This window comes from Psychrobacter sp. LFX-11D (assembly GCF_904846475.1).
GTDB lineage: Bacteria > Pseudomonadota > Gammaproteobacteria > Pseudomonadales > Moraxellaceae > Psychrobacter > Psychrobacter cryohalolentis.
This window is the reverse complement of sequence record NZ_CAJHAV010000004.1, coordinates 157968-184431: the sequence shown is the minus strand read 5'-3', so window position 1 is coordinate 184431 and position 26464 is coordinate 157968. Positions and strand designations below refer to the sequence as shown.

The following is a 26464-nucleotide window of genomic DNA, read 5'->3' as shown; positions in this document are numbered from 1 at the left end:
AAAACAAAGGGCGCAGTTCTTATAATCTGGCTTTATCGTTATTAAAATCAATCTAGCACTTAATTTAGACAGTGCCATGACGAATTGATGTCTCTCAATAACAGATAACCATTGGTGAATAATAGGTAGATTTTTATGGCGTTAATAGTACAAAAATATGGCGGCACCTCGATGGGCAGTATCGACCGCATCAAAAACGTCGCCAAACGAGTCAAACGCTGGCATGACAATGGTCATCAAGTAGTCGTTGTCGTGTCTGCCATGAGCGGTGAAACCAACCGTTTGATTGATTTAGCACGCCAAATCAGTAGCCAGCCCGATCCTCGCGAATATGACCAAATGGTCTCAACCGGCGAGCAGGTGTCTATCTCACTGCTTGCCATGGCGATTAAAGAGTTGGGTATCGGTGCACGTTCATTTACCGGTCGTCAGGTCGCTATTAAAACCGATAATGCTCACAATAAAGCGCGTATTGAAAGTATCGATGACAAAAACATCCGTGAGCAGCTAGATGCCGGCAACGTCGTTATTGTCGCAGGCTTCCAAGGTATCGATGAAGAAGGCAATGCGACGACATTAGGGCGCGGCGGCTCTGATACGACAGGCGTGGCGATTGCCGCGGCTTTAGGCGCGGATGAATGCCAAATCTATACTGATGTTGATGGCGTCTATACCACTGACCCGCGCGTCACCTCAAAAGCCAAAAAACTTGAAAAGATTACTTTTGAAGAAATGCTTGAGATGGCAAGTCTTGGCTCTAAGATTTTACAGATTCGCTCAGTAGAATTTGCTGGCAAATACGGCGTACCGCTGCGCGTATTATCTAGCTTTGATGAAAACAACGATGGTAGCTTCGACCAAGAATTTCAAGACAATGTCGGCACCCTAATTACGATAGACGAAGGAGACAATATGGAACAGGCAATCATCTCAGGTATCGCTTTTAATCGAGACGAAGCAAAAATCGTCGTACGCGGTGTCCCTGATCACCCTGGCATTGCTTCTGCTATCCTCAGCCCTATTGGCCGCGCCAATATCGAAATTGACATGATCGTGCAAAACCTATCTACCAACGGTATGACTGATTTTACTTTTACCGTTAATCGTACGGACATGGAAAAAACCATGAAAGTACTAGAAAGCGAAGTCAAAGATGAAATCGGTGCTAAAGAAATATTGGCCAATGATGAAGTGGTTAAAGTCTCATTAGTCGGCGTCGGCATGCGCTCGCACGCAGGTGTTGCTAGTCTTATGTTCCAAACCCTTGCGGAAAACAACATCAATATTCAAATGATATCGACCAGTGAAATCAAGGTATCTGTTCTTATCCAAGAGCAGTATCTGGAAAAAGCGGTAAGATCTCTACATACGGCCTTTGGTCTTGATCGTGAAGACGGTGAAAGCAAAATCGCTGGTTTATAAGAATGAACGTATAAACACTTTACTAAAGCCGTATAAAAATAATAGGCTTTAATGTTTATTCAATAAACTGCGATTTATTATTTTCAATAATGCTTAATACTTAATTAAATAGGGTCTTATTAGGACCCTATTTTCTTTTTTTATTATTGCTGAGGTTATTATAAAACCAATAGTTTTGTGAAAACCCGTGACAGTATCTGTTATGCCCCCTATAATGAGGGTTTCATTTGGGCTAAATGAATTTATCTATCATTATCGCTATTAGCATCCTATTTTGGGTAAGATTTATAAAACAATGTTTATGACATTTACTTTATAACAGCTGCCTATTTTGTGCAGCGATAATGTCCTGTAATTGAGACGCAATCTGATGAGTAATAATCTGTTGATGCAACATAAGGAGTGTGACGCATGTTAATTTTGACACGCCGCGTGGGCGAAACGCTAATGATTGGCGACGAGGTCAGTGTGACTGTCCTAGGTGTCAAAGGCAATCAAGTACGTATCGGCGTTGATGCGCCAAAAGATATTGCCGTACACCGCGAAGAGATTTATCAGCGCATTCAACATGAGCGCACGGTACAGTCGCAAATGCAGCATCTTGAGCAAGGCAGCTTTGCGCCTTCATTTGATGATGAAGACTATTTTAATCGCTAACCTGTTAGCTTCATATCCAACTATCAATAATCATTAAGCTTGTATCAAGCATGCTAGTTTTGGCTTTTTAACAGCTTTGAGGTCATTTATTTATGAGTATCCGCCAATCAGATGTATCGGCTCTACTTAATGGTTTGAATAAAAAAGCCATTGGATTCAATGATGTCATCAGTTTTATTGATGATTTTTATCGTTATGCGCCAGCGCCTTTTGTTAATGGCATGGCACATAATGCTGCTGGTGAAAACGAAGGCAGCGCCAAGATTTTTGGTTTTGCAAAGCATCACGGCTTAAATCAATTAGATACGCTAAAGTTGTTTGGTGAGCATTACCAAACAGTTCAAGCGACGCCTAAAGGAGTTGATCATCCCAATATTCGCAATTTTTTACATTGGGGCTGGCAAGGTTTTTTAATGGAGAAGAATCCATTAACACTGCGCCCTAGCGTAGATACCAGCACGCTTTGATGGTTTATGATTGACGATTATAAAAAAGCCACACTATGATGATAGCGTGGCTTTTTTTATGCTTCATTTTTTATCAGTGCATTTACATAGTAAGTCTATTTATCGCGAAACTTCACGGGCTGTACCGCACCTTTCGGATTTGGCATATTGGGATAATGATGTTCATGTTCAACATCACATTCAGCGCCAACGACCGAACCATCTTCTCTGACCGGCTTATGAATATAGCCAGTTCGCTCAGCAGGCGCCAGATGTTCATGCTCCCATACCATCACGGCTTGCATACAGGTCTCGCGCTGCTCAGCAGTCAGCTTACGACCGTCTTGCCATTTGCCAAGCTCAATTGCCATACGAAATTTATCGACCACTTCAGGTGTTAGGCTTGCTAATATCGTTTGTTTGTCCATCGTGCCTACTCTCCACTACTATTTTTTATATCACATTTTTGTCTAATAAAGACGCTTATTCATCGTCCATGATATCATCATCAGCGTCGAGACTGAATTCCTCAGCATGCACATTCCAGTGTAACTTCGTCCGGCACGCTTCATAAAAGTCAAACCCTGGCGGATGTAGCAAGGTTAATTTGTCCGGATGCTTACGAATATATAGACGCTGCTCTTGTTCAAGCGGCGTGCTTGGTTTACCGTCAGCACTGACCATCGGCTGGGTGCGGTTGTCCTCGTGAATACGAATACAAATCTCGCTGGTGCCACTGACCACAATAGGGCGACTTGACAGCGTGTGCGGGTGCATAGGCACCAAACATATGGCATCCATGCTTGGATGTATAATAGGACCACCACCAGAGAGCGCATAAGCTGTCGAGCCCGTCGGTGTCGCTACGATGAGACCATCACTGTGCTGCCGATAAACATCATGCCCATCGATTTTCATCTGAAAATCAATCATATGGACAGACTTACCAGCGTGCAACACGATGTCATTGAGTGCCATGTCTTCATGAATAATCTTACGACCTTCACGAATCTCCATCGTAAGTAAAAATCTATGGTCTAACTGATAATCACCCATCAGTACTTGGCGCAATTTAAACGCCGCTTCATCAGGTTTGACATCGGCTAAAAAACCAAGGCGACCACGGTTAACCCCCAAGACAGGTACACGATAGCGCGCTAGTGCTTCGGCAGCATGGAGTATAGAACCATCACCGCCAACCACAATGACCAAATCACAAATCTCGCCGATAAGGCTACGCTTAACAATTTTGACTCTCTCAATATCAGTGAGATTCAGAGTTGGCAAGTTGGCGGTTTGCACATCCATAATCAACGTAAGATTCATGTCGTTAATTATTTGGGCAATCTGCCCAAGACTTTGGGTTACACTGCGCTTTCCAGCACGACCCATCAAGCCAATACGGCGAAAAGCTGGATTTTTGATAGCGTGGAACAGCTCTGATTCATGTAGGTGCGGCAATCTTGCGGACTGCGCTGAGGTTTCCATAAAACGACTCGGCATGATGGTAAATTACAGAGCAATGATAACGAGAAATAGGCGATTAGACTAGCCTGTTTATCAATTATCGTTGTTAACGGTCGTAATTGACCCCATATAAAAGCCAACATACGCTGTTTTGGGCGTATGCATTTAGCTATTTAATATCGCTGTGTATAGGAGCGAAATCGACTCAATAGTTGCGCAAAGCCTTGTACGCTGTCACGTAAACACCGTTGACAATAATGGCGATTTTGCTAAAGTAGCTGACATAACTATTATTTATATTTTATTGAGGACAACTTTATGGCCAATCCTATTGTCAGTCGCGCAGAGCTTGCCGTCGGCGGTGCGCCGATGACAGTGAAGGGCGTGATTCAAAAAACCAGTTTATTGCTTGGCTTATCGGCGATTACGGGTATTGGATTTTTCTTTTATGCGTTGATGGCAGGTTTATCACAAGGTTTTATCACGATGGCGGCTTTTGGTAGTATGTTTGCTGCCTTTGGCTTAGCGATTTTCATTACCTTTAAACCGCAAAAAGCTAAGACGCTTGCCGTCCCATATGCGCTTTTGGAAGGTATATTCTTAGGTGGTATTTCCCTGTTTTTCATGAGAATGTACCCAAGTGTACCAGTCACTGCAATGTGTGCGACCTTTGTAACAGCGGCGGTTATGCTAGGGCTATATCGCTCAGGCTTGGTTAAAGTGACTGAAAAGTTCCGCTCAATCGTCACCTCAGCCTTGATCGCTATCATGCTAGTTTATGTGGCGCAGTGGGTACTTTCTTTAGCATTTGGTTCAAGCCTGCCTTTCTTGTTTGAAGGCGGCGCTATCGCTATTGGCTTTAGCTTATTTGTGATTGTTATCGCCTCTTTTACGCTGTTATTAGATTTTGATAATATTGAGCGTGGTGTGGCAATGGGTGTGTCAGAAGACTACGAATGGTTATTCAGTATTGGTCTTCTTGCAACGCTAGTGTGGATGTATATCGAATTTATGCGTCTATTAAGCTATCTACAAGATTAGTCAAATAGCTGTTCGATAGTCATTGAAATAAAAAAACCGTCTTTTATAAAGGCGGTTTTTTTGTGGGTAATCTTCAGAGATTTGTTTAAATGAGTTTAAGCTGGTTTAAATTAAGCACGCTTTAGACGCAGGGCATTTAATACGACAAATAATGAGCTTAATGACATGCCAATAGCAGCTAGCCAAGGTGGCACATAACCCAAAGCTGCTGGTATCAATACACTACCATTATAAATAAGTGCCCAGCGCAAGTTTTGTTTGATAATACGTTTGGTTTTATCAGCGATACGTTTCGCTGCAATAATAGCTTCGATTTGTCCGTTTAGGATAATACTGTCACTAGATACTTGCGCCAAATCTGCTGCACCGGCAATCGAGGTTGAAACATCTGCCGCTGCCAATACTGGCGCATCATTAATACCATCACCAACCATCAATATCACTGCACCTTGAGCTTGTAGCTGCTGAATATGATTGACCTTGTCCATTGGCGACAGTCCGTTATACGCAGACTGCATACCCAAATTTTCAGCCATGACCAAGGCTTGCGGACTTGGGTCACCTGTGAGCATGACAGGCTCGATACCTAATGCTTTCAAGCTATCCAGCATAGATTGAGCGCTATCACGTACCTTATCATTAAAATAAAAACATGCCAGTGTTTGCCAGCTTACTGATTCATCCTTTTGACAAGATAAGACTACCGCTGAGCTGGCGCGCTCGGCAACTAAATCAATCATTAAGTCATTATCCGCATTGGTAACATTATTCATTTTGTCTAAAGCAAAATCTACATGACCAATACGATATAGCACACCATCGATCATTGCTTCCACGCCTCCTGCTGGATAATGCTGCAGCGCTTGTGTCGCTGGCAGATGCAGTTGATATGCGGCGGTCAGTAGCGCATGAGCAATAGGATGACGACTGCCCACCTCTAGCGCTGCCGCAATAGCTAATACACTGTCTCTTTGCTCATCTGCCTTTGTGATGACACCTGTATCAGTAAGTAGCTTAATGTTTAATAAATTGGGTTTACCATATGTCAAGGTTCCCGTTTTATCAAATGCCACATGGGTAATTTCAGCCAGCGTTTGTAGGGTATGCCCGCGCGTCGTCAAAAACCCATAACTAGCCAATCTATTGGTCGATACAGTAAGCGCAATTGGTGTCGCTAAAGACAGCGCACAAGGACATGTCGCGACCAATACCGCCACCGTTGCCCAAATCGCTTGGCTTGGGTCAACGATATACCAGCCAATAAATACCAAGACAGACAATACTAAAATACGCGCCACAAACCAACGTGCTAGCTTATCTGCTTGCTGTGCAAGTTTTGGCTTTTCACTCATTGCCCGATTCATTAGCCTGTCAATCAAACCGATTTGGCTGTCTTCTGGTAGCGCTGTGACCAACATCTCAAATGGTTGGCTATCGTTTTGTGCACCGCCAACGATATAGTCACCTTGGTTCTTAGTGATTAAATCACCTTCACCTGTCAGTAGGCTTTGAGAAACTGTGGCGGTTGAGCTGAGCAAGATACCATCACTGATAATCTCAGAACCTGCCTCAACCATGATGATGTCACCCACTTGCAAGCTATGAGCGGTCACCATCTGCTTTTCTTTTGCCTCATCGTTTGTATTTGAGACAGTTAATCGTTGCTGACGAGTCTGCTGCCATTCTTGAGCAATACGTGATGTTAACTGATAGACATTAGCATCCATACTTTGCGTAAAATTAGGCGTAGTACTCACTGTATTTTGACTATTTACCTCATTACCAACTACGATAACAGCCCCATTAACAGCTCCATCATCAACCTTATTAACAGACTCTTCGCTTTCTTGTTTAAGCGCATTTTTCTGAACGCTATTTTGTTCTAATAGCTGCAAAATACTTGCAGCAGAGTCTTTGTTTTCAGCAATTTTCTGTACCAATACTGGCTCAACTACCACCAAATCGTTTGCCATAGTTGCCGCTTTTAGGCGAGCATTGTGCTCAATATAACGACCTGCCAGCAAGAAGAAAATAAACATACTAACTGAGTCATAATAAGTCTCCCCTTGCCCAGTAATAGTGGCAAATAGACTGGCGAAAAATGTGACAATCAAGGCAATACTAACGGGCACGTCCATATTGACTTGGCGAGCACGAATCGCTGACCATGCTGACGTAAAAAATGGTACACCGGCATAAAAGAATACTGGCGTACTGACGAATAAAGACACCCAACGCAAAAAATCGCGCTGAAATATCAGCATATCGCTATATTCACCGAAATAAATTGCCACGGCATACATCATCGCTTGCATTGAGCCGAGTGCCGCGATGCCAAGCCTTATTAGCATTTGGTTGTTATGACGTGCTAGCATGGCTTCGTGGGTATCTTGCCGATAAGGCTTGGCTTCATAGCCAATTTCATTGATAACCGCAAGAATCCGGCTAATCGGTAGCTTGGTCTCATCCCAAATCACCCGCATGCGTTGATTGGTCAAATTAACCTGACATTTACTGATGCCATCCAACTCATCCAGCCGCGATTCAATCAACCACGTACAAGCGGCGCAGCGCAGATTATTGACAGACAACTCTGCTACCGACATACCGTCTTGGGCGTAGACAAACTGTGATTTTATTTCATCATGGTCATAAGCTTCAAGGCGGGTCATCTGAACGGGTAAGCTTGCCGTACGGTTAATCTCCGAGCGATCAAGATAATATTGCTCAAGCCCCGCTTCCACGATACTTTGTGAAGCTAACTGGCAGCCCATACAACACATCTCACGCGATTTACCTAATATATCGGTATGAAACGGCGGCTGCGGCACGGGATCACCGCAATGAAAGCAATGACCCGCCAGCGGCAATACCAGACCGTCAATAATAGAATTGTCTTGATAATGAGTATTGGTTTTTGATGACCTTGGTAATGTCGGTGATGTTGGCGGCATAGGAGATGGAATACTGGACATAATCGCACTTATTTCCTTTAGACAGAACATTGAGTAAATAGCTTTAAATCAAGGCTCTATCATCTGATCTACTCGATATCGAGAAAACCACTATGTTTGATGTATATTGGTTAACTGACTACTATATTTGGGGCTACGCGACATTGATGGTTATGCTTCTTTAAGATAGTGCGTGTTAATGCAAACCATTACTCTTATTCAAAATTGAGACAGTGTTACGACAATAAGAGGTGGCGGACACTTTCAAATAACCATCATTGCTTTTATAAAGATTATACTATAAGCACAGGCTCTCAGCAGTATAACTCCTGAGTGCTGAGAGCAAATGAATGCCTGCGTTGATGATGATAGATTGAAAAATTTGTCAATTTGCGTCATTATGAGGCAGTTTTTCATCCCAAAATGGTGTGTCATCAGTGCAAAAATCTAATTCTAAGCAACCACAGTCCTCTAAGCCTGCTATCAATACGCTACCTTCCCAGCAGCGCGGTGTGGTGTTTAGTAGTATTTTATTAATTGTTGTCATCGCTGGCATGGTGCTATTAGCACTATACTTGGTCAAACTTGATCGCACCATTACTCACAAGTTTGAGGGTAAACGCTGGGATATTCCTGCCAAAGTATATTCGCAGCCATTAGAGCTGTATCAAGGCGCCAACGTCGATAAAGACACGATGAAGAAGTGGCTTGAGCTACTTAACTATCAAAGTAATAAAGCCTATGATCGCACGGGTACTTATCATAAATCAGGTAATACCTATTTTATTCATACACGTGGATTTACTTATAGCGCTAATGATATAGACCAAGAGCAAGTCATCAAAATGACTATTGCTGGTGATAAGATTGAGTCAGTACAAAGTACTGTGGCGGCGAAAACCGGCATTATCCGTCTTGAACCGGTGAATATCGGTGGTATTTACCCGGATAGTAATGAAGACCGTATGGTTGTCTCGTTAGATCAAGTACCGCAGCCGCTTATTGATGCGCTGATAGCGACAGAAGATCGTGGTTTTTATGAACATAAAGGGGTATCGATACGTGGTATCGCTCGTGCAGTCATCAATAACTTCTCTGGTGGATCACGTCAAGGTGGCTCGACCATCACCCAGCAGCTGATCAAAAACTTTTATCTGAATTCAGACCGCACAATGAAGCGTAAAGCCAATGAATCCTTGATGGCTGTGCTACTTGAGCTGCATTATAGTAAAGATGAGATTTTGCAAGCATATCTCAATGAGATTTATCTGGGTCAAAATGGCAAACGCTCTATCAATGGTTTTGGGTTGGCATCACAATTTTATTTTGATAAGCCGCTCAATGAGCTGCGCCTAGATCAGCAAGCACTGCTTGTCGGTATGGCAAAAGGACCGAGCGTTTATAATCCGCGCCGCCATCCAAACGATTCAAAGGCGCGTCGCGATGTTGTGCTTAGCAATATGTTGGCCGTCGGCTCGCTCAGTCAAGAAGAATACGATAAAGCATTAAAAAATTCACTTGGGGTAGTTGATAAGCCTGTTGAAGGTAAAAGCCAATTCCCTGACTTTTTAGATATCGTCAAGCGTGAACTAAATAAAGTCTATTATTCCGATGATCTCAAAAACGAAGGTCTGATTATTATTAGTACGATGGACCCTATTGCCCAGTTGGCAGCGGACAAAGCGGTTGAGAGAAAGCTTGGCGAGCTACGCCGTAGTGGTAGCAAAACCAAAGATTTACAAGGGGCGCTGGTCAGTGCCAACCCTGAGACGGGTGAGCTGGTTTCTGTTGTCGGTAGCGGCAGCGAATTTACTGGCTTTAACCGTGCGGTCGATGCCAAACGCCAAGTGGGCTCATTATTAAAGCCGATTATTTATATGACCGCTCTCGAAAGTGGTCGCTATAATTTGGCAAGTTCGGTTGATGACTCCCCTATTACGGTCAGTCTAAGCGACGGTACCGAATGGAATCCCAAAAACTATGACAATCGTGATCATGGGTACATACCCTTTACCACAGCGCTGTCGCAATCTTATAACCATAGCGCTGTTCGCTTAGGGATGGAATTTGGAGTCGACACCTTTGCCAAGCAATTAAAACGTATGGGCGTTAAAGAGAAAATACCCCCTTATCCTGCGGCATTATTGGGCTCAGTCAATCTAAGCCCGATGGACATGCTTGGTGTCTATCAAGTATTTGCAACGGGTGGTTTCCGTACGCCTATTCACAGTATCCGTAGTGTGATTGATGATCGCGGTAGTATTTTGCAGCGCACAGGCTTAAATACTCAGCGCAGCATTCCGCCTGAGACCAACTTTTTAATTAATTATGCGTTGCAAGATGTGGTCAAGAACGGTACAGCTAGACGCGTGCAATCGCTTGGTAGCAATCTAAACCTTGCGGGCAAAACAGGTACTACCAATGATTACCGCGATGCGTGGTTTGCCGGTTATAGTGGTAACTATGTCAGCGTGGTTTGGGTTGGACGTGATGATAATAAACCGATTGGGCTTAGTGGCGGCAGCGGTGCTTTGCCAGTTTGGGTTGATTATATGAATCGTCTAAAACTGACACCTGTTGCGCTACCAGAGCCAGAAGGCATCGAATGGCTATGGTTAGAGAACAACTCAGGCAAGCTGTCTAATGAGCGCTGTGCCAGCGCACGCTACTTGCCTGTTATGTCAGCATATTTGCCTCAAGAAGCCAGCAGCTGTGCGATTGGCTTATACCAACAGGATCGTGCGCGCGAGCAGATGCAGTGGCAAAATCAGCAAGGCGATATCAATAAGCAACGTCGCCGTGAAGGATTGGACATACCAAATGGTGAAGCTATTGATAATAACAGCAGTGATGCCGAGCAAGACGGTGATATACCCAATCGTGTAGATACTTGGTATGATCGTGCTGTTGAATGGTTTTAGTGAACTGCTTCTATTTCAGTCGTGATAGCTGAAGATTTGACTTTAAAGGTTAGTAGCTGAACGATTTTAAGATTTTTAAAACTTAAAAAGGGTTTTAATATGGTGTTATCTATATTGCAAGCGTTGTTGACTCAGCAGACGATTGAAGCTCAGCCCAAAAAACAGCCAAAGCATTTACATAAAGCTCTTTTAATTAGCGCTTGTTTTGGCATGCTAAGCTTGAGCGCTTGTCAGACTGCACCAACTTCAATAAAATCGCCTTCTGCTCAAACCTTACCATCAACCAGTAGTCAAAAAACGACGCAACCTGAACAATCCACAATAGTGACGCAAACCCCTAGCACTGATCATAGTGGTTATGAAAGTGTTGAGAGTACTGAAGCTGATAAGACTGACGATAATTATCCTATCGAGCCTTATCATCCACCTGCATTAATAGAATCACCAACGGAATCGGTAACAGAAAAGCCACCTGTAATCTTGGGGTCTAATCAAAGCACGAGTCAAACTCCGATCGTAACTCAGCCTGATACCGTGATCCTCACGCCTGCTCATGAAGATGAAGTGATATATGTGCCATCTATCCCGTCGCATAATGAGCTACTAGAGCGTGCGCGGCAGAACTCGCAGCGCAGTCAGAAAACCACCAACAATAATAGCAACTTGCCCGCCTTTCGTAACCTGATGCAAGTGGGCACTGAGCAATTAAAGGCAGGCAATTTAAATGGCGCTGAGAGCAGCTTTACCCGAGCTCAGCGCCTAGCACCCAAATCATCAGCGGTATATTTTTATCTTGCGCAAGTGGCACTCAAAAAAAACCAGCCACGCAAGGCTGAAGCAATGGGACGGCGTGGGCTTAGTGTCTCTCAAGACAGCAGTCGCCGCCGTGCGCTATGGCAAATTATTCTACAGTCTGGACAAGCACAAGGTAATGCACGGGTGATAAAAGAAGCCAAACAAGCATTACGCTAATAGTACTATCTTTTTGATTAACCATGACGACTGACTATATAAGCGCTAAAATAGGCTTTTATAGTCGGTCGTTAATTTTTATTATCTATTTTTTATTTTGAAACAAGGTTACTTTTATGGCATGGCAACAACTTCACTTACAATGTGAAAAAGACAACGTAGATCTTGCTGAAGCACTACTATTAGAAGCAGGCGCGCTATCTATTGCACTTGACGATGCAGGCGACCAACCTTTATTTGAGCCACTTCCTGGTGAATCACCACTATGGGACGAGGTAATTTTAACAGGGCTCTTCGATGCTACGATAGAGACTGGAACTCGTGATGTTATCGAGCAACTCAGTCATGAGATTGCAGCCCAAGTACAGGCGAGCCGTAGTTGGGTAAGTGCTGTCGATGACAAAGATTGGGAGCGTGAATGGATGTCCAATTACAAACCCATTGAGTGTGCCAATGACTTGTGGATTGTACCTAATTGGCTGACTCCGCCTAATCCTGAAGCGACAAACATCATAATGGATCCAGGCTTGGCATTTGGTACTGGCTACCATGCGACCACTCGCCTATGTCTTGATTGGCTAACTGAGCAGGACCTTACAGATAAAGTAGTGATTGATTATGGTTGCGGCTCAGGTATCTTGGGTATCGCTGCCTTATTATTAGGCGCGCGCCATGTTTATGCGGTGGACATTGACCCGCAAGCGGTACTGGCAACCAATCAAAATGCAGCACGCAATTCGGTCGACAATCGTTTGCAAGCGTTTTTACCAGAGGATTTCACTGCCTTTTGGCAACAGCAAAATATAGCGCCTGTAGAAGTGATGGTTGCCAATATTTTAGCCAAGCCACTGATAGGTCTAGCGCCTTATTTTGTCACCTTGATGGCACCAAAAAGTCGTATCGTCCTTGCCGGTTTGATTGAATCACAAACTGAGCAAGTGACCGAAGCGTATCAGCCTTATTTTGCGCTTGATCCTAAGCATGCTTTTACTGCACAAGAAGATCAACATTGGCAGAGATTGTCTGGTACATTTACAGGCTAGCAACATTAAATTACATCTGTTACGATAGAGTAGTAGTTAAATGTTGTGTATTTGGCGCTACTCTAGAGTTGCCTGTAGTTTATAATTAATAATACTTCAACAATGACATTGAAGTAATTGGCAGCGGTTGGTGAGTGGCTATACGGTATTCCTACTGATACCTTTTTGGATTCAACTCTATGACCACACCCATTAAAACCCAGTGTCCTCATTGTCATACAATTTTTAATATAAAAAATACCCAGTTAAATCAAAAAACCGCGACTGTCTGTTGTGAACATTGCCAGCAAATGTTTTTGGTGAATAACAATCTTATCGTCACTGCTGATATAGACAGCAATCGTAAGCTGACAGATACAGAAGTTTCTAGCGAGCGTGATAAGAAAATTAATGACATAACCTCTCATAAGAAACATTCTATTTTAGCTGCTGCAAACTCAAATGATACAGATATCCTAATTCATGACGATATGATACATGATGACATGATTCATGACGATATCGATATTGAGGCATCTGCTGACAAGAGTCTAGAATACGACTCACTAGATAGTATGGATGCGTGGCTTACACAAGCCACTGATAACAATAACGTTACCAAAAGCGCTCTATCAGCAAGAAGTACTGCGAAAAAATTAGATAAACATTCAGATACATCCCTTGATTTATTTGAAGAAACTTCTACCTCTACTAAGCATTCAAACCGCTCTCCTTCGTCCGCAGAAGTGGCTTTAAGCTCAACAGCGGCTAACAGTATTCATGCCAATATTGATAATGATGCTGATGACTCGTGGCTCGAAAAACTGCTTAAAGAACAGCACCCACCCGAAGATACGCCAACCAATGATACTGATTTATCGCAATTACTCATTAGTATGGGCGTCGACTTTAAAGAAGAAGACCGTAGTAAAGCGGCACATGCCAAAAGATTACAAGCGCAAGCCAAATTCTCACCAATACCATCCCATCGTTCAGTAGCTTCATTACTATGGACATTAGGCTGTTTGGTGCTAGTACTACTACTTTTTGCTCAGTACATTATGTTTAACTTAAATAACTTAGTTAAAAATCCTGCACATGCTCAACGCTTACAGACGATATGTACGATTGCAGCTTGCAGCCTGCCCAGTGCCGACTTGACTGCATTAACTCTGAGTGATATCAGATACCGAGCCGGTCAAATAAACAGTGCAGCTGATTCTAGTGATATAAGTGCTACTCTAAATAACCAAAGCTCACAAGCACAGCTATATCCTCATATAAAAGTCAGTGTATATGGTGCCCATGCGCTGATTGGTGAGTTTATCGCTCCACCAGATAAGTACTTGGTTGGTAAACAAAGTCAATTAGCTTCTAATGGTCGTAAGCAGTTACTCTTTACGGTACCTATTGCCAATGCTCAAATTAGTAAAATTGCTATCAATCCCATTTACTGATGTTCGCTCATTAGCCTCATCTTCTTAAGATGATCGCTGCTGATTTTGATATAATAGCCAACGAGAGCCTCATGGTTTTACTCTTTAACCCCAAGGACATTATCTTATGACACCACAGGCACAGTATAATGCCAGTCATGTTAACAAAAGCGCTGGTAATCTTGATTATTATGAAGAGGACTACCATCGCTCAATCCGTAATGTGGAATCTGCTTTAGATGACACAGGTCATGCGCATGAGCCATTACGGATACATGTTGAACGCGTGGTGCGTCAATATTTTGCAATGTTAGGTGATGAGATACCAACTGACTTATATGAGCTTATTTTAAAAGAGATAGAGCAACCTTTGCTGTCTGTGGTACTAGAAAAGAGCCGTGGTAATCAAACCAAGTGTGCACAGATTTTAGGTCTAAATCGCGGTACACTACGCAAAAAGCTCAAAATATATGGTTTAATGTAATACTATAAATAATGTTTTTGATACATCTGACTTATTAATAAGTACCATCAATCCTATTTATGAAACGCTTACCTACCCTAACTGATATTATGTATGGCAGTTTGTAGTTTATGATCTTATCACTCACGATATGTTCTATACTGATTGTCATTGTTACCTTGCCAGACGTTTACGTCAGGCTTTTTTTATGGAAATTTTTTTATGAGTAAAGCCCCACTAGCACTACTGTCGGTCTCCAATAAATCCAATATCGTTGAGTTCGCTCAAGGTCTGATTAAAGCAGGTTTTGGTCTGTTATCGACTGGCGGTACTTTCCGTTTACTCACAGAGCATAATGTCGCTGTCACCGAAGTATCAGACTATACGGGTTTCCCTGAGATGATGGATGGTCGGGTCAAAACGCTTCATCCCAAGATTCACGGTGGCATTTTGGGACGCCGCGGCACAGATGATGCGGTGATGAGTGAGCACGCGATTGAGCGTATTGATTTGGTAGTCGTAAACCTTTATCCATTTGCAGAAACGATTGCCCGTAGTGACGTTACCATGAATGATGCCATCGAAAATATCGATATTGGCGGACCTACTATGGTGCGTTCAGCGGCAAAGAATCATGCACATGTTGGTATTGTGACTGATCCAGCTGATTATACGCGTGTACTTGAAGCATTAGGAGATGGGACGACATTGACCCATGCCTTACGCTACGATTTAGCGGTCAAAGCGTTTGAGCATACGGCACAATACGACGGGATGATTGCCAACTTCTTAGGCAGCCGTGTTAACGAGAATCAAGAGCCGGAAGATTTTTCACGTACCTTTAACGTTCAGCTAGAAAAACTGCAAGACCTGCGCTACGGTGAAAACCCGCATCAAAAAGCAGCATTTTATGTAGAAAACAACGCTTTAAAAAGCAAGCAAGCATCTATTGCTACTGCTAAGCAATTGCAAGGCAAAGCATTGTCTTATAACAATATCGCCGATACTGATGCCGCGCTTGAATGTGTGAAAGCTTTTAGTACGCCTGCCTGTGTGATTGTAAAGCATGCCAACCCTTGCGGCGTTGCTGTCGACACTGATCAAGTAGCAGCATATCGCACTGCCTTCAGCACCGATCCTGAATCTTCTTTTGGCGGCATTATTGCTTTTAACCGCCCATTAACACTTGCCGCTGCTAAAGCCATTATCGACAATCAGTTTGTTGAAGTCATTATTGCCCCAAGCATTGAAGACGGTGTCCTTGAAGCGACAGCTAGCAAGAAAAACGTGCGCGTTTTGGTCTGCGGCGACTTGCCAGCACCTGAATTACGTGACCGCCAGCTTGATTACAAGCGCATCAATGGTGGCTTACTGGTGCAAGAGCAAGATTTAGGGTTAATTACTGCCAATGACTTAAAAATCGTCACAGACGTGCAACCAACCGAAGCACAAATTGCTGACTTACTGTTTAGCTGGAACGTTGCAAAATACGTCAAATCTAACGCCATCGTTTATGCTAAAGGTCAGCGTACCATTGGTGTCGGCGCAGGTCAGATGAGCCGTGTTAACTCAGCTCGTATCGCTGCTATTAAAGCGGAGCATGCTGGACTTGCAACCGAAGGCGCGGTTATGGCATCTGATGCTTTCTTCCCATTCCGTGATGGTATCGATAACGCTGCCGAAGTAGGTATTGCGGCGATTATCCAGCCGGGTGGCTCTATGCGTGATGATGAAACCATTGCTGCTGCAAATGAGCACGGTATCGCCATGGTATTCACCGGTATGCGTCATTTCCGTCATTAATTTGTGATTGAGCGCTATTCTCATTAAAAACTCATCCTCTTGAATAAAAAAAGCCACTGTATGATTACAGTGGCTTTTTTTATGTTTAAAAATAGATTTATTTAGAATGGATAGCGCACAAAGTACTTATCGTCCTTGAGCATTTTCCATATTGGCTTTATTAATCTCAACCTTATACACCAAACGCAAATAGTCTAAGTAATCTTGCAACTGATCTTGACCTAAATTATCACGGATAATCGCTGCCGTTTGCGCTCTTTGAGCCGCAGATAATGGCGATTGCTGCTCTGTTTTGATACGGTCACCAACCAATACCGTTGCGCCCATTTCTGTTTTACTTGCTACGGCAACCACACCGTTCTCAGGTGCTTGCTTACTAAACGCTAAGCCGCGCTCTTTTTCTGTCAGCTGCGTAGTCTGACGATTGATCTCACCAAGCGCTTGGAATGTTACCCCTTGCTTATTGATATCAGCGGTAGTCTTAATACCAGCCGCAAGTTTTTTCGCATCATTTAATGCCAATTCACTAGCCTTTTGCTGACGTAATAACTGCGTGATTCTAGGCGTCGCAGCAGTTAAGGACAATGTTTTGGTCGGACGATAGTTACTGGGCTGTACCCATACTGTGCCATTACCAACTTCGATACCAGCGGTGACCGCTTGGTCTTGAATGGTAAACTCATCAAACGCTTGTTTAATCACCGCTGGCTGGGCAAGGACAGATTTATTGTTCTCTTTGCGATAATCTTTAAGACGTTTTAATGACACATTTTCTTGCTGAGCAATATCTTCAATGCTAAACCCATCTGCGGCTAAATCGTTAATCGCCGTTACTTTGTCAGCGTAGATTTCTTGACGCTTGTACTCTTTTGCTTTGGCAGTTAACTCATCACGCATACTCTCAAGGCTTGGTATCTTGTTACCATTATCTTCAGTCACGGTGAATATCTGATAACCAAAGCTGGTCTTCACCGGTACGCTGATATCGCCTACACTCAAACCTTCTAACGCTTTTTCTACTGCTGCAGCGTCATTGCCAAATACTGAGGGATTAAAGCGTCCGATATCGCCGCCTGTTTCGCCTGATGGATCATCTGACTCAGCTTTAGCAACCTTCGCAAAGGCTTCACCTTTGGCAAGACGCGCTTTAATTTTATCAGCACGTGCTTTGGCATCGCTACCAGTTAATAAGATTTGGCTGATCTTACGCTCATCGACGACGGCAAGGCTTTGCTTATAGGCTTCGTACTGCTGCTGTAAGTCCTCTTTAGTGACCTCGTTTACTTGGATGGTCTGAGGGCTAAGCTGCAAGTAAGCCAAATCGACCATAGCAGCGCTTTTCAGGGTGTCTTTATTGGCATCATAATACGCTTGAATGTCATTTTTAGTTAATTTAACTTTTGACACATAATCTTGCCAGTTAAAACGATGTAGCCAAATATTGCGTGCCTCTAGCTGTAAATCAATCAGTTGACTGACTGCTTTCATCGGATAGGCAGCAGTACCAACGATACTGGCATTCAGCTGATCTAAGCTCAACTGATTGCGGAACTCATCAAACAGCTGATTTTTCGTCATATTGCGTTGACGTAAAAAGCTTGCAAACTGATCATTTGAAAACTCGCCATCTGCACCTTTAAATATCTCTTCTTGACGCAACAGACGATTGATGGTGTCATCAGAGACGGTCATACCAAGCTTGCCAGCCTGCTGCTCTAGCAAGGTGCGGTCAATCAGACCTTTTAACACTTGCTCATGTAGCACATCTTCATTTAATAAACTGGCATCATCAACTTGGTCTAAAAGCTCAGTACGGCGATTGTTTACTGCCGTTTGATACTCTGATAGGCCGATACTCGCTTCCCCTACCTGAGCGATCTGATTGGGATCGACATTACCCCCAAAGTAGCTTTCGACGCCCAATAGAGCGAGCGGCGATAGGCATAAAATCAATAAAATGCGACCCGGCCAGCTTTTTAAGAAATCGCGCAATTTATCCATAGTTATCTCTGCTTTATTAACCTATATTGATGAAAAACCATTGTAATACTATTAATAATATCAACGCTCTACAAGCTGGCAATGGTAAGAAAATGGTAAAACTAAGAAGGGGTACATTTTATTATGGTTGCTCAAGGCGGATAACACCGTCTTTGTTCGAACAACATCTCTGTCGCGCGCCCTATGATACGTGATTTTTGATGCAGACTCAAAATATTCAGACGATATAATACAAACCACAGCACTAAAAAAAGCACCTATTATCTAGGTGCTTTTTTGATGAGTCGCTCATAGCTGTTATAAGCCATCACCTTTTATCACTTTACCGTCAACAAACGCGGTTCTTATTCGGGTATCATGCCATAAGCTGCGACTGTCTTTAAATAGATACGGCTTAGTTCAAGCGTTCTTTTAGGTTTTTACCAGCTTTAAAGCTTGGTACTTTGCTAGCTGGGATACTTAGCTCTTCACCAGTCTTAGGGTTACGGCCAGTACGTGCTTTACGGTCTTTTACGCTAAAAGTACCAAAACCAACTAGTGAAATGCTATCGCCAGCTTCTAGAGCTTCGCCAACGCTTTCCATAACTGCGTTCAATGCATCGCCAGCTTGAGTTTTATTTAGACCACTTTTCTCAGCAATGCTATCAATTAATTCTGACTTATTCATAAAATTTCCTTCAAGTTTTAGGGGGTAAAAAAACGCTCACGCCAAGCATTGTATCGCTCTCAGAGCACTTAAGCAATAAAAACCACTTGGCTTATGCATAAACAGGTTTTGCTTTGTTATCGCCTTTATAGCAAGGCAACATAAGGAGCGCAAGCAATTTTACATATTTTTGTGCACTCTACAACGTATTTGACACCCAATGTTACCTAAACCTGCTGCAATATGATGACAAAAACGCTATTTTAGCTTTTAATTTGTGTCTTAGCTTTTATTTACTGAACGCTTATCTAGACGCTGATGTTTATCAACGCCAACTATAAACTGTGATAGTTAACGCATGAAATAAAAGAATTATTGTCAGGTAATAATTTTGCAACTGACAGAAACCCGCGTTACTTTTTATCATAAAGGCGTTACTATAAGCGCAATGTCATTGCACACTTTGGGTGGTTTTTAACCCTTACTTATCTTCTTATGTTTTATTTGAACAATAAAAACGGATTATCTACATGAAGCGTTCTACGTTGTCTCACTCTTTTCTTAATGTCATTTTGGTGTTTATCGAATCGGCGCTGACCCTATTGTTACGTTTAGACCCAGAACTCCGTAAAGCCGCTTATCCACTTGCTAAGCAAGAAACTGTCGTTGCGCTTAGATTATATCTACCACACGTAGAGGTGTTCGCTACTTTTAGTACCAAAGGCGTGTTATTAGATGACAGGCTACCTATTGGTCGCAGTGAGCCTGATGTCGTGATCAATGCTTATAGCCTGCAAGTGATTAATGCCATTACCACGCATGATAGTGAAACCACTGAAAAGCTGCAAATGCGTGGTGAAACGGTACAGGTTCAGCTGGTTAAGCAATTTATTATGCAGCTTGGTCTAGGTAGCTTAATTCAAGGCTTAATCAAAAAGATTAAGGGTGGTAAAAGCAAGCCCAAGCCGACCGAAGCGGAAATGGCAGATAAAAAAGAAAGCTATAAGCTACGTATTAAAGAACAGCAAATCGAAATTACCACTTTGACCATCAAAAATCGTGAGCTCGAAACCGCTGTCAAAGAGCTACAAAGCAAACAAAAGACTTTTATCATCACGACAATAATTGCTTCTATCATTGCTCTTGCTGCCATCATTGCACTCTTTATAATGAATTAATGTTCAAAAAATAATCTGATGTATAGATGATTTTTTAAAAATATCTCTTAAAAGCGTTTGATATGACCTATCGTCTATCAAGCGCTTTTTTCGTTTTATCACCAATCATTGTTTTTATCAATCATCGTCATTAATATCACTAACCATTCAACCACACTTTAATCTTGACTAAATTACTCGGGATTGAGTATAATTACCTTATCGTTGCACACATCGGGTAAACCATCTGTTGTTTAATAACGATAAGACACACTTAGTCGACAGATGATTTTTCTTATTAGCAGCATAGCTATTTATATGTGACTGGCTATCTCTTAACCATCTGACCGAACTAAGATCGTTGTTAAATAAAATTATCCTTAAAAAGTTTGGAGATAACACATGCGTTTAACTACTCGAGGCAGATATGCCGTGACCGCTTTGCTAGATTTGGCATTACAAACCAGCCAACAAGAAAGCGCGGTGTCTTTATCCGACATTGCCAAGCGACAGTCCATTTCTATATCCTACCTTGAGCAGTTATTCTCAAAACTTCGTAAGCGTGGTTTGGTCACTAGTATTCGCGGCGCAGCAGGTGGCTATTATCTAGCAAAGCCACTTGATCAGATTGATGTGATGAGTATCATTTCTGCTGTCGATGAATCGGTCAATGCCATGCAGTGTGAAGGACGCGGCGACTGCCAAGGTGGTACAATGTGTCTGACCCATGATTTGTGGTGTGCATTATCAAATCATGTAGAGCAGTACTTGAAAAATATAACATTAGCGCAATTATTAGACATGGAGCACGTGCAGTCTGTATCAGATCGGCAGCACAGCGATGCTCTAAAAGATATTTCTATAAAAGACATTAACACTATTACTTTATCGACCAGCGAGGCAAACCCAGCATGAGCCAACATAACACCCTTATATATTTAGATTATGCCGCCACGACGCCAGTTGCTAAGTCAGTCGCTGCCAAGATGAGCGAATATCTGACGGTAGATGGCATCTTTGGTAACCCAGCATCACGCTCGCATGGCTACGGCTGGCAAGCAGAAGAAGCGGTAGAAACGGCTCGTCAGCAAGTTGCTGAGGTCATCAATGCTGATCCTCGCGAAATCGTCTTTACCTCTGGTGCGACAGAATCTGATAACTTAGCCATCAAAGGTGCTGCTCATTTTTATCAGTCTCGTGGTAAGCACATTATTACCAGTAAAATTGAGCATAAAGCGGTATTAGATACCTGCCGTGAGCTTGAGCAAGAAGGTTTTGAGATTACGTATCTTGAGCCGCAGCCAAGCACTGGCATGATTTTACCAGAGCAAGTAAAAGCTGCCTTACGTGAAGATACTATCTTAGTGTCTCTCATGATGGTGAATAATGAGCTTGGTACGGTGACTGATGTTGCAGCGATTGGTGAAATCACGCGCGAAGCGGGTGTTGTTTTCCATGTTGATGGTGCACAGTCTGTTGGTAAAGTACTTATCAACCTTGCAGAGATGAAAATTGACCTAATGAGTTTCTCAGGTCATAAAGCTTATGGTCCTAAAGGTATTGGTGCCCTATTCGTTAGTCGCAAGCCGCGTATTCGCCTAAAAGCCGAGCAGCATGGCGGTGGTCATGAGCGCGGTATGCGTTCAGGTACTTTGCCGACTCACCAAATCGTAGGTCTTGGCGCAGCATTTGAGTTAGCTAATCAGCGCTATCAAGAAGACAATGCACATGCGGCAAAATTACGCCAAAAACTGTGGGATGGTCTACAAGATATTGAAGAGATTTATCTAAACGGTGATTTAGAAAACAGCGTACCTAATATTGTAAATATCAGTTTTAACTTTGTTGAAGGCGAATCACTGATGATGTCGCTAAAAGACTTGGCTGTCTCATCAGGTTCAGCTTGTACGTCAGCGACTCTTGAGCCATCTTATGTTTTGCGCGCTATTGGTCGCCCAGACGAGTTAGCACATAGCTCAATCAGATTTAGCTTTGGTCGCTACACTACTGAAGAAGACATTGATACGGTTATCACCCAGATGCATCAAGCTGTTGATAAATTACGTGCGCTATCGCCACTTTGGGATATGTATCAAGAAGGCGTTGATTTAGATTCAGTAGAATGGTCTGAGCACTAATACTACATTTAAGCTTTATAATTTAAAAAATAATGGCAACAGCGATATTTTTATTTACTTTTTCTACTAAACATAAAAATATCGCCATAGCTAATGAATCAGACAATTATACATTAAGTGTTTGACCCCAATTATCGATGAGCCAGTAACCCATTAACAAAGACAGTCATTAAATGACAGCTCATCATCTAACCAGGAGAAAACCCCATGGCCTATAGTGACCAAGTTATTGATCATTACGAAAATCCACGCAACGTTGGCAATCTTGATAAAAATGCCAAAAACGTCGGCACTGGTATGGTCGGCGCACCAGCCTGTGGTGATGTCATGCGTTTACAAATCCAAGTCGATGATAACGGTATTATCGAAGATGCACGCTTCAAAACTTACGGTTGTGGTTCAGCCATTGCGTCAAGCTCGCTCGTTACTGAGTGGCTAAAAGGCAAAAGCTTGGATCAAGCTGGTGAAATTAAGAACAGTCACATTGCTGAAGAATTGGCGTTGCCACCAGTAAAAGTGCATTGCTCAGTCCTTGCAGAAGATGCAATTAAAGCGGCTATTAGCGACTATAAAGGCAAGCATGTTCCTGCCTGAGCCCAGTCGTCGTTAAAATGACCAGCTATATTAAGTAGCGTACAAGCTGTTTAATATATATTGTTTAGCAACTTGTTCTCTGTATGAAAGCGCAAGCTGCCAAAAAGCAGCTAACGCCAAGGAGGTGACAATGACGCTTATGTAATTGTCACCTTTTATTTATTTCGTTATTTATTTTGAATTTTTATCCCTATTATTGATAGTCAATGGGAGTTGGCATGATTGAAATGACAGAACGCGCCGCTCAACATGTGCGTGAGTTTTTGGACAATCGCGGTAAAGGCGAAGGCATACGCGTGGGTATTCGTACGGCAGGATGTTCAGGCTTGGCTTATGTTTTAGAGTTCGTTGATATTCCTGACGAAAATGACACTCGTTATGAGAGCCTTGGTGTTAGTATTTTTATTGACCCTAAAAGCTTGGTATATCTCGATGGTCTATTAATGGATTATGAAAAAGAAGGTCTCAATGAAGGCTTTAAATTCAGTAATCCTAATCAGAAAGGCGAATGTGGCTGCGGTGAGTCTTTTACGGTGTAACCGTTTTTACTATATAAAATAGAAGCCCTTAAAATAATAAATAAAATAAAGGCAGACGATATGACAGATAGCACGTTAGAACCACAGTTTGATAATTTTTTTGCTTTATTTGAGCAGCCTGTACAGTTTGAGGTTGTACAAGACAATTTGGATCAGCGTTTACGTTTTTTGCAAAAACGCTATCATCCTGACAATGTCGCAAAAAATATAGCCAATATTGCAAAAGCACAGCAGCAATCTGAGCAAGCATCAGCGCTTATTAATCAGGGCTATCAAACTCTGAGTTCGCCTGATAGTCGAGCCAGCTACTTGTTAGATATGGCAGGTCAAGCGCAAAGTCTAGAGCATTCCATCGCAGATCTGGACTTCTTAGAAGACGCTATGGAAATGCGCATGGATTTAGACGACGCTATTGGTGCTCAAGACATAGCAACGCTAAAGCAGTTACATCCACAGATTACAGAACGTCTAGCAAAGCAGTCAGCAAACTTTAAAAACGCTTATGAGACTCAAGACTGGCAAACCGCTATTGATTCTACCCAAAAGCTGAAATTTCTGGTGAAGTTAAATGCTGACGTCGTGACAGCCATTGATGGAATTTCGGCAGCTACACATTTAGATGATGATGATTTATATGTGTAATTAATGCGCTTATTAGTAGCGTTATTATTGAATATAATAATAACGGCTCAATTTATAATACGTTTCAGAAGTTTTAAAAAGCGACGGTTAAAGTAAGACCAATTATCTCGTATAATCTTGACTCTAAAAGCCTTTAATGGCTAGTTTCTATATTCAAACATTTATAGCAAAACTATTTTATGTTGTACTCACGATAGTCGATTTATCGTCTTTGTATCATTTCACTTATTCATTTTATCTTTGAGTTATCTTATGTCCTTAATGCAAATTGCTGAACCCAATCAAAGCACCCGACCTCACGAGCATCGTTTTGGCCTAGGCATCGACCTTGGTACCACGCGATCATTGGTCGCCGTGGTACGCTCAGGCAAGGCCCAAGTTTTGCAAGCAAGCACAGCGACAGATACCTTGTTGCCTTCTGTGGTGTATTATCCAAGTGAAGGTAGCCCATTGGTTGGCTCGGACGCCCTCGCCCACGTAGTAGATGATCCAAAAAATACTATTATTTCAGCCAAGCGCTTTATGGGTCGTAGCCAAGCTGATATCAAATTCTCTCATCCTTATGAGCTAAGCGGTGGCAAAGATGAAATGCCAGCTTTTGTCACTGCGCAAGGAGCCGTATCTCCTGTTGAAGTGTCAGCGCGTATCTTAGCAGCGCTAGAACAGCGTGCTGCTCACGCATTGCCTGAGGATAGCATTCAAGGTGCGGTCATTACCGTGCCTGCCTATTTTGATGAAGCACAGCGTCAAGCTACTAAAGACGCCGCTCAAGCAGCTGGCATCAAGGTACTGCGTCTGTTGAACGAACCTACTGCGGCTGCGGTTGCTTATGGACTCGACCAAGCAACTGATGCAGGTATCGAGAAACATTACCTTATCTATGATTTGGGCGGCGGTACGTTTGATGTATCGATTTTGAAACTAAACGATGGCGTTTTTGAGGTGCTAGCGACAGGTGGTAATAGTGCACTTGGTGGTGATGATATTGATCGCTTATTGACCAATTGGCTGATCAAGCAGTTGAATATCGATCCTAAAGACGTCAGCCTGCATGATAAATCAATCCTTGCTCAGCAAGCCAAAGCCTATAAGCAAGCGTTGACGGATGCTGAGCAAGTTGAGATTGATATTATCGTGAATGAGCAATCCTTTAAGGGCATATTGCGCCGTGAAGATTTATTAGTCATTGTAGACCCAGTGAGTCGCCGCACCTTGAGCGTTTGCGAACAAGTATTACGTGATGCTAAACTTTCAACATCTGACTTAGATGAAGTTATTTTAGTTGGCGGCTCGACTCGCATGCCTGCTGTTAAACAAGTGGTTACTGATTTTTTTGCAAAGCAGCCACTTTGTCGATTAAATCCAGATGAAGTCGTTGCTTTAGGTGCTGCACAAACTGCGCATCAATTGGTCAACGGTGATAGTGATAATAACTTATTATTGTTAGATATCACTCCGCTATCGCTTGGTCTTGAAACCATGGGCGGTTTGGTTGAAGTGCTTATCCCGCGTAATACCCCCATTCCAGTTAAGAAACGCCAAATATTTACCACTTATCAAGATGGCCAGACTGGCATGGTGATTCATGTGGTACAAGGTGAGCGCGAGACTGTCGATAACTGCCGCTCACTGGGACGCTTTGAGCTATACGGTATTCCGCCTATGAAAGCGGGATTTGCGCGAATCGAAGTGACTTTTAGCATTGATGCTAATGGCCAACTGACAGTGAGTGCACAAGAAACCACTACCAAGACCGAAAGTAAAATTGAGATTGTGCCTTCTTACGGCTTGTCTGATGAACAAAAAGAACAGTTACTCATTGCAGGATTTAAATACGCTGAAGAAGACAAAAACGCGCGCTCATTGATTGAAACCAAGGTTGAATCAGAACGTGAGATACTGGCACTGCAATCGGCATTGAAAGATTTTGACGCTTTACTTTCAGAAGAGGCTAAGCAGTCTTTGGCACACACTATGCAAGACTTGCAAGCTGCGCTTGATACCAATGACTTAACCCTTATTGATGCAAAAAAGCTGGCGCTTAAACCGCATAGCGACGCCTTTGCTGCTCTTATCATGAATCAAAGTGTCAAGACTAGTATGGCAGGTACCAGCGCCAAAGACTGGTAACAGAAATAAGTTA

At 42.7% G+C, this 26464-nt stretch carries 21 protein-coding genes and 1 pseudogene; 17 read left to right on the top strand and 5 right to left on the bottom strand.

Translation table 11 applies throughout. From position 1 onward, the window contains the following. The first annotated feature begins 135 nt into the window (after positions 1-135). The 3 genes and pseudogenes from JMX75_RS04870 to JMX75_RS04860 all read left to right on the top strand — a co-directional run bounded on the left by JMX75_RS04870 (position 136) and on the right by JMX75_RS04860 (position 2546). Positions 136-1422: an aspartate kinase gene (locus tag JMX75_RS04870; RefSeq protein ID WP_011513965.1), complete on the top strand. Its 1287-nt coding sequence runs from the start codon at positions 136-138 to the stop codon at positions 1420-1422. 411 nt (positions 1423-1833) lie between these two features. Beyond that, a pseudogene (gene csrA, locus JMX75_RS04865) lies at positions 1834-2001 on the top strand (carbon storage regulator CsrA); the annotation flags it as partial. A gap of 170 nt (positions 2002-2171) precedes the next feature. Continuing rightward, positions 2172-2546 (top strand): HopJ type III effector protein, encoded by a 375-nt coding sequence (locus JMX75_RS04860; protein WP_011513967.1) that lies wholly within the window; start codon positions 2172-2174, stop codon positions 2544-2546. 95 nt (positions 2547-2641) lie between these two features. Here JMX75_RS04860 and JMX75_RS04855 read toward each other — a convergent pair whose 3' ends face one another. Both JMX75_RS04855 and JMX75_RS04850 read right to left on the bottom strand, forming a co-directional pair. Further along, positions 2642-2953 carry a YeaC family protein gene (locus JMX75_RS04855; RefSeq protein ID WP_011513968.1) on the bottom strand — a complete coding sequence of 104 codons (312 nt, stop codon included), beginning with the start codon at positions 2951-2953 and terminating at the stop codon, positions 2642-2644. Positions 2954-3008: 55 nt separating this feature from the next. After that, complete coding sequence (locus JMX75_RS04850) at positions 3009-4013, bottom strand: NAD(+) kinase (protein ID WP_020443747.1); 1005 nt, start codon at positions 4011-4013, stop codon at positions 3009-3011. 297 nt (positions 4014-4310) lie between these two features. Between JMX75_RS04850 and JMX75_RS04845 the strand changes: the two genes are divergently transcribed. Beyond that, positions 4311-5033 carry a Bax inhibitor-1/YccA family membrane protein gene (locus JMX75_RS04845; protein ID WP_011513970.1) on the top strand — a complete coding sequence of 241 codons (723 nt, stop codon included), beginning with the start codon at positions 4311-4313 and terminating at the stop codon, positions 5031-5033. A gap of 110 nt (positions 5034-5143) precedes the next feature. Here the strand turns inward: JMX75_RS04845 and JMX75_RS04840 are convergent, their stop codons facing one another. Next, the gene (locus JMX75_RS04840) at positions 5144-8008 is read right to left on the bottom strand and encodes a heavy metal translocating P-type ATPase (RefSeq protein WP_201531266.1); all 2865 of its coding nucleotides are present in this window, start codon (positions 8006-8008) and stop codon (positions 5144-5146) included. Between the two features lie 416 nt (positions 8009-8424). Between JMX75_RS04840 and mrcB the strand changes: the two genes are divergently transcribed. From mrcB to purH, 6 genes are all read left to right on the top strand, one after another. After that, positions 8425-10908, top strand: a complete 2484-nt coding sequence (mrcB, locus tag JMX75_RS04835) for a penicillin-binding protein 1B (RefSeq protein ID WP_201531265.1) — start codon at positions 8425-8427, stop codon at positions 10906-10908. Between the two features lie 99 nt (positions 10909-11007). Further along, a complete protein-coding gene (locus JMX75_RS04830) occupies positions 11008-11880 on the top strand; it encodes a tetratricopeptide repeat protein (RefSeq protein ID WP_201531264.1) in 873 nt (290 codons plus the stop codon). Between the two features lie 116 nt (positions 11881-11996). Continuing rightward, entirely contained in the window at positions 11997-12923 is a 927-nt protein-coding gene (prmA, locus tag JMX75_RS04825) for a 50S ribosomal protein L11 methyltransferase (protein ID WP_149409569.1), read from the top strand. A gap of 179 nt (positions 12924-13102) precedes the next feature. After that, positions 13103-14359 carry a DUF3426 domain-containing protein gene (locus JMX75_RS04820; RefSeq protein ID WP_201531263.1) on the top strand — a complete coding sequence of 419 codons (1257 nt, stop codon included), beginning with the start codon at positions 13103-13105 and terminating at the stop codon, positions 14357-14359. 202 nt (positions 14360-14561) lie between these two features. Next, the gene (gene fis / locus JMX75_RS04815) at positions 14562-14822 is read left to right on the top strand and encodes a DNA-binding transcriptional regulator Fis (protein WP_088591987.1); all 261 of its coding nucleotides are present in this window, start codon (positions 14562-14564) and stop codon (positions 14820-14822) included. 201 nt (positions 14823-15023) lie between these two features. Further along, complete coding sequence (purH, locus tag JMX75_RS04810) at positions 15024-16604, top strand: bifunctional phosphoribosylaminoimidazolecarboxamide formyltransferase/IMP cyclohydrolase (protein ID WP_201531262.1); 1581 nt, start codon at positions 15024-15026, stop codon at positions 16602-16604. Between the two features lie 126 nt (positions 16605-16730). Here the strand turns inward: purH and JMX75_RS04805 are convergent, their stop codons facing one another. Next, complete coding sequence (locus JMX75_RS04805; protein ID WP_201531261.1) at positions 16731-18605, bottom strand: SurA N-terminal domain-containing protein; 1875 nt, start codon at positions 18603-18605, stop codon at positions 16731-16733. A 394-nt stretch (positions 18606-18999) separates the two neighbouring features. Continuing rightward, the gene (locus tag JMX75_RS04800; protein ID WP_011513979.1) at positions 19000-19272 is read right to left on the bottom strand and encodes an HU family DNA-binding protein; all 273 of its coding nucleotides are present in this window, start codon (positions 19270-19272) and stop codon (positions 19000-19002) included. Positions 19273-19781: 509 nt separating this feature from the next. On the opposite strand from JMX75_RS04800, the gene JMX75_RS04795 reads away from it, so the two are divergent. From JMX75_RS04795 to hscA, 7 genes are all read left to right on the top strand, one after another. Next, positions 19782-20429 (top strand): hypothetical protein, encoded by a 648-nt coding sequence (locus JMX75_RS04795; RefSeq protein WP_201531260.1) that lies wholly within the window; start codon positions 19782-19784, stop codon positions 20427-20429. A 381-nt stretch (positions 20430-20810) separates the two neighbouring features. After that, a complete protein-coding gene (locus JMX75_RS04790; RefSeq protein WP_201531259.1) occupies positions 20811-21323 on the top strand; it encodes an Rrf2 family transcriptional regulator in 513 nt (170 codons plus the stop codon). Beyond that, positions 21320-22546, top strand: coding sequence for an IscS subfamily cysteine desulfurase (locus JMX75_RS04785; RefSeq protein WP_149491857.1), 1227 nt, complete (start codon positions 21320-21322; stop codon positions 22544-22546). Before JMX75_RS04790 ends, JMX75_RS04785 begins: the two co-directional genes overlap by 4 nt. 207 nt (positions 22547-22753) lie before the next feature. Continuing rightward, positions 22754-23140, top strand: coding sequence for a Fe-S cluster assembly scaffold IscU (iscU, locus tag JMX75_RS04780; protein WP_011513983.1), 387 nt, complete (start codon positions 22754-22756; stop codon positions 23138-23140). 218 nt (positions 23141-23358) lie between these two features. Then, positions 23359-23679: an iron-sulfur cluster assembly protein IscA gene (gene iscA / locus JMX75_RS04775; RefSeq protein ID WP_011280745.1), complete on the top strand. Its 321-nt coding sequence runs from the start codon at positions 23359-23361 to the stop codon at positions 23677-23679. 60 nt (positions 23680-23739) lie between these two features. Further along, positions 23740-24321, top strand: a complete 582-nt coding sequence (gene hscB, locus JMX75_RS04770) for a Fe-S protein assembly co-chaperone HscB (protein WP_201531258.1) — start codon at positions 23740-23742, stop codon at positions 24319-24321. A 252-nt stretch (positions 24322-24573) separates the two neighbouring features. After that, entirely contained in the window at positions 24574-26451 is a 1878-nt protein-coding gene (gene hscA, locus JMX75_RS04765) for a Fe-S protein assembly chaperone HscA (RefSeq protein ID WP_201531257.1), read from the top strand. Positions 26452-26464: the final 13 nt, after the last annotated feature.

Coding starts and splice junctions, on each gene's coding strand:
- JMX75_RS04870 (WP_011513965.1), top strand. CDS start 136: ATGGCGTTAATAGTACAAAAATATGGCGGCACCTCGATGGGCAGTATC.
- JMX75_RS04860 (WP_011513967.1), top strand. CDS start 2,172: ATGAGTATCCGCCAATCAGATGTATCGGCTCTACTTAATGGTTTGAAT.
- JMX75_RS04855 (WP_011513968.1), bottom strand. CDS start 2,953: ATGGACAAACAAACGATATTAGCAAGCCTAACACCTGAAGTGGTCGAT.
- JMX75_RS04850 (WP_020443747.1), bottom strand. CDS start 4,013: ATGGAAACCTCAGCGCAGTCCGCAAGATTGCCGCACCTACATGAATCA.
- JMX75_RS04845 (WP_011513970.1), top strand. CDS start 4,311: ATGGCCAATCCTATTGTCAGTCGCGCAGAGCTTGCCGTCGGCGGTGCG.
- JMX75_RS04840 (WP_201531266.1), bottom strand. CDS start 8,008: ATGTCCAGTATTCCATCTCCTATGCCGCCAACATCACCGACATTACCA.
- JMX75_RS04830 (WP_201531264.1), top strand. CDS start 11,008: ATGGTGTTATCTATATTGCAAGCGTTGTTGACTCAGCAGACGATTGAA.
- prmA (WP_149409569.1), top strand. CDS start 11,997: ATGGCATGGCAACAACTTCACTTACAATGTGAAAAAGACAACGTAGAT.
- JMX75_RS04820 (WP_201531263.1), top strand. CDS start 13,103: ATGACCACACCCATTAAAACCCAGTGTCCTCATTGTCATACAATTTTT.
- purH (WP_201531262.1), top strand. CDS start 15,024: ATGAGTAAAGCCCCACTAGCACTACTGTCGGTCTCCAATAAATCCAAT.
- JMX75_RS04805 (WP_201531261.1), bottom strand. CDS start 18,605: ATGGATAAATTGCGCGATTTCTTAAAAAGCTGGCCGGGTCGCATTTTA.
- JMX75_RS04800 (WP_011513979.1), bottom strand. CDS start 19,272: ATGAATAAGTCAGAATTAATTGATAGCATTGCTGAGAAAAGTGGTCTA.
- JMX75_RS04795 (WP_201531260.1), top strand. CDS start 19,782: ATGAAGCGTTCTACGTTGTCTCACTCTTTTCTTAATGTCATTTTGGTG.
- JMX75_RS04790 (WP_201531259.1), top strand. CDS start 20,811: ATGCGTTTAACTACTCGAGGCAGATATGCCGTGACCGCTTTGCTAGAT.
- JMX75_RS04785 (WP_149491857.1), top strand. CDS start 21,320: ATGAGCCAACATAACACCCTTATATATTTAGATTATGCCGCCACGACG.
- iscU (WP_011513983.1), top strand. CDS start 22,754: ATGGCCTATAGTGACCAAGTTATTGATCATTACGAAAATCCACGCAAC.
- iscA (WP_011280745.1), top strand. CDS start 23,359: ATGATTGAAATGACAGAACGCGCCGCTCAACATGTGCGTGAGTTTTTG.
- hscB (WP_201531258.1), top strand. CDS start 23,740: ATGACAGATAGCACGTTAGAACCACAGTTTGATAATTTTTTTGCTTTA.
- hscA (WP_201531257.1), top strand. CDS start 24,574: ATGTCCTTAATGCAAATTGCTGAACCCAATCAAAGCACCCGACCTCAC.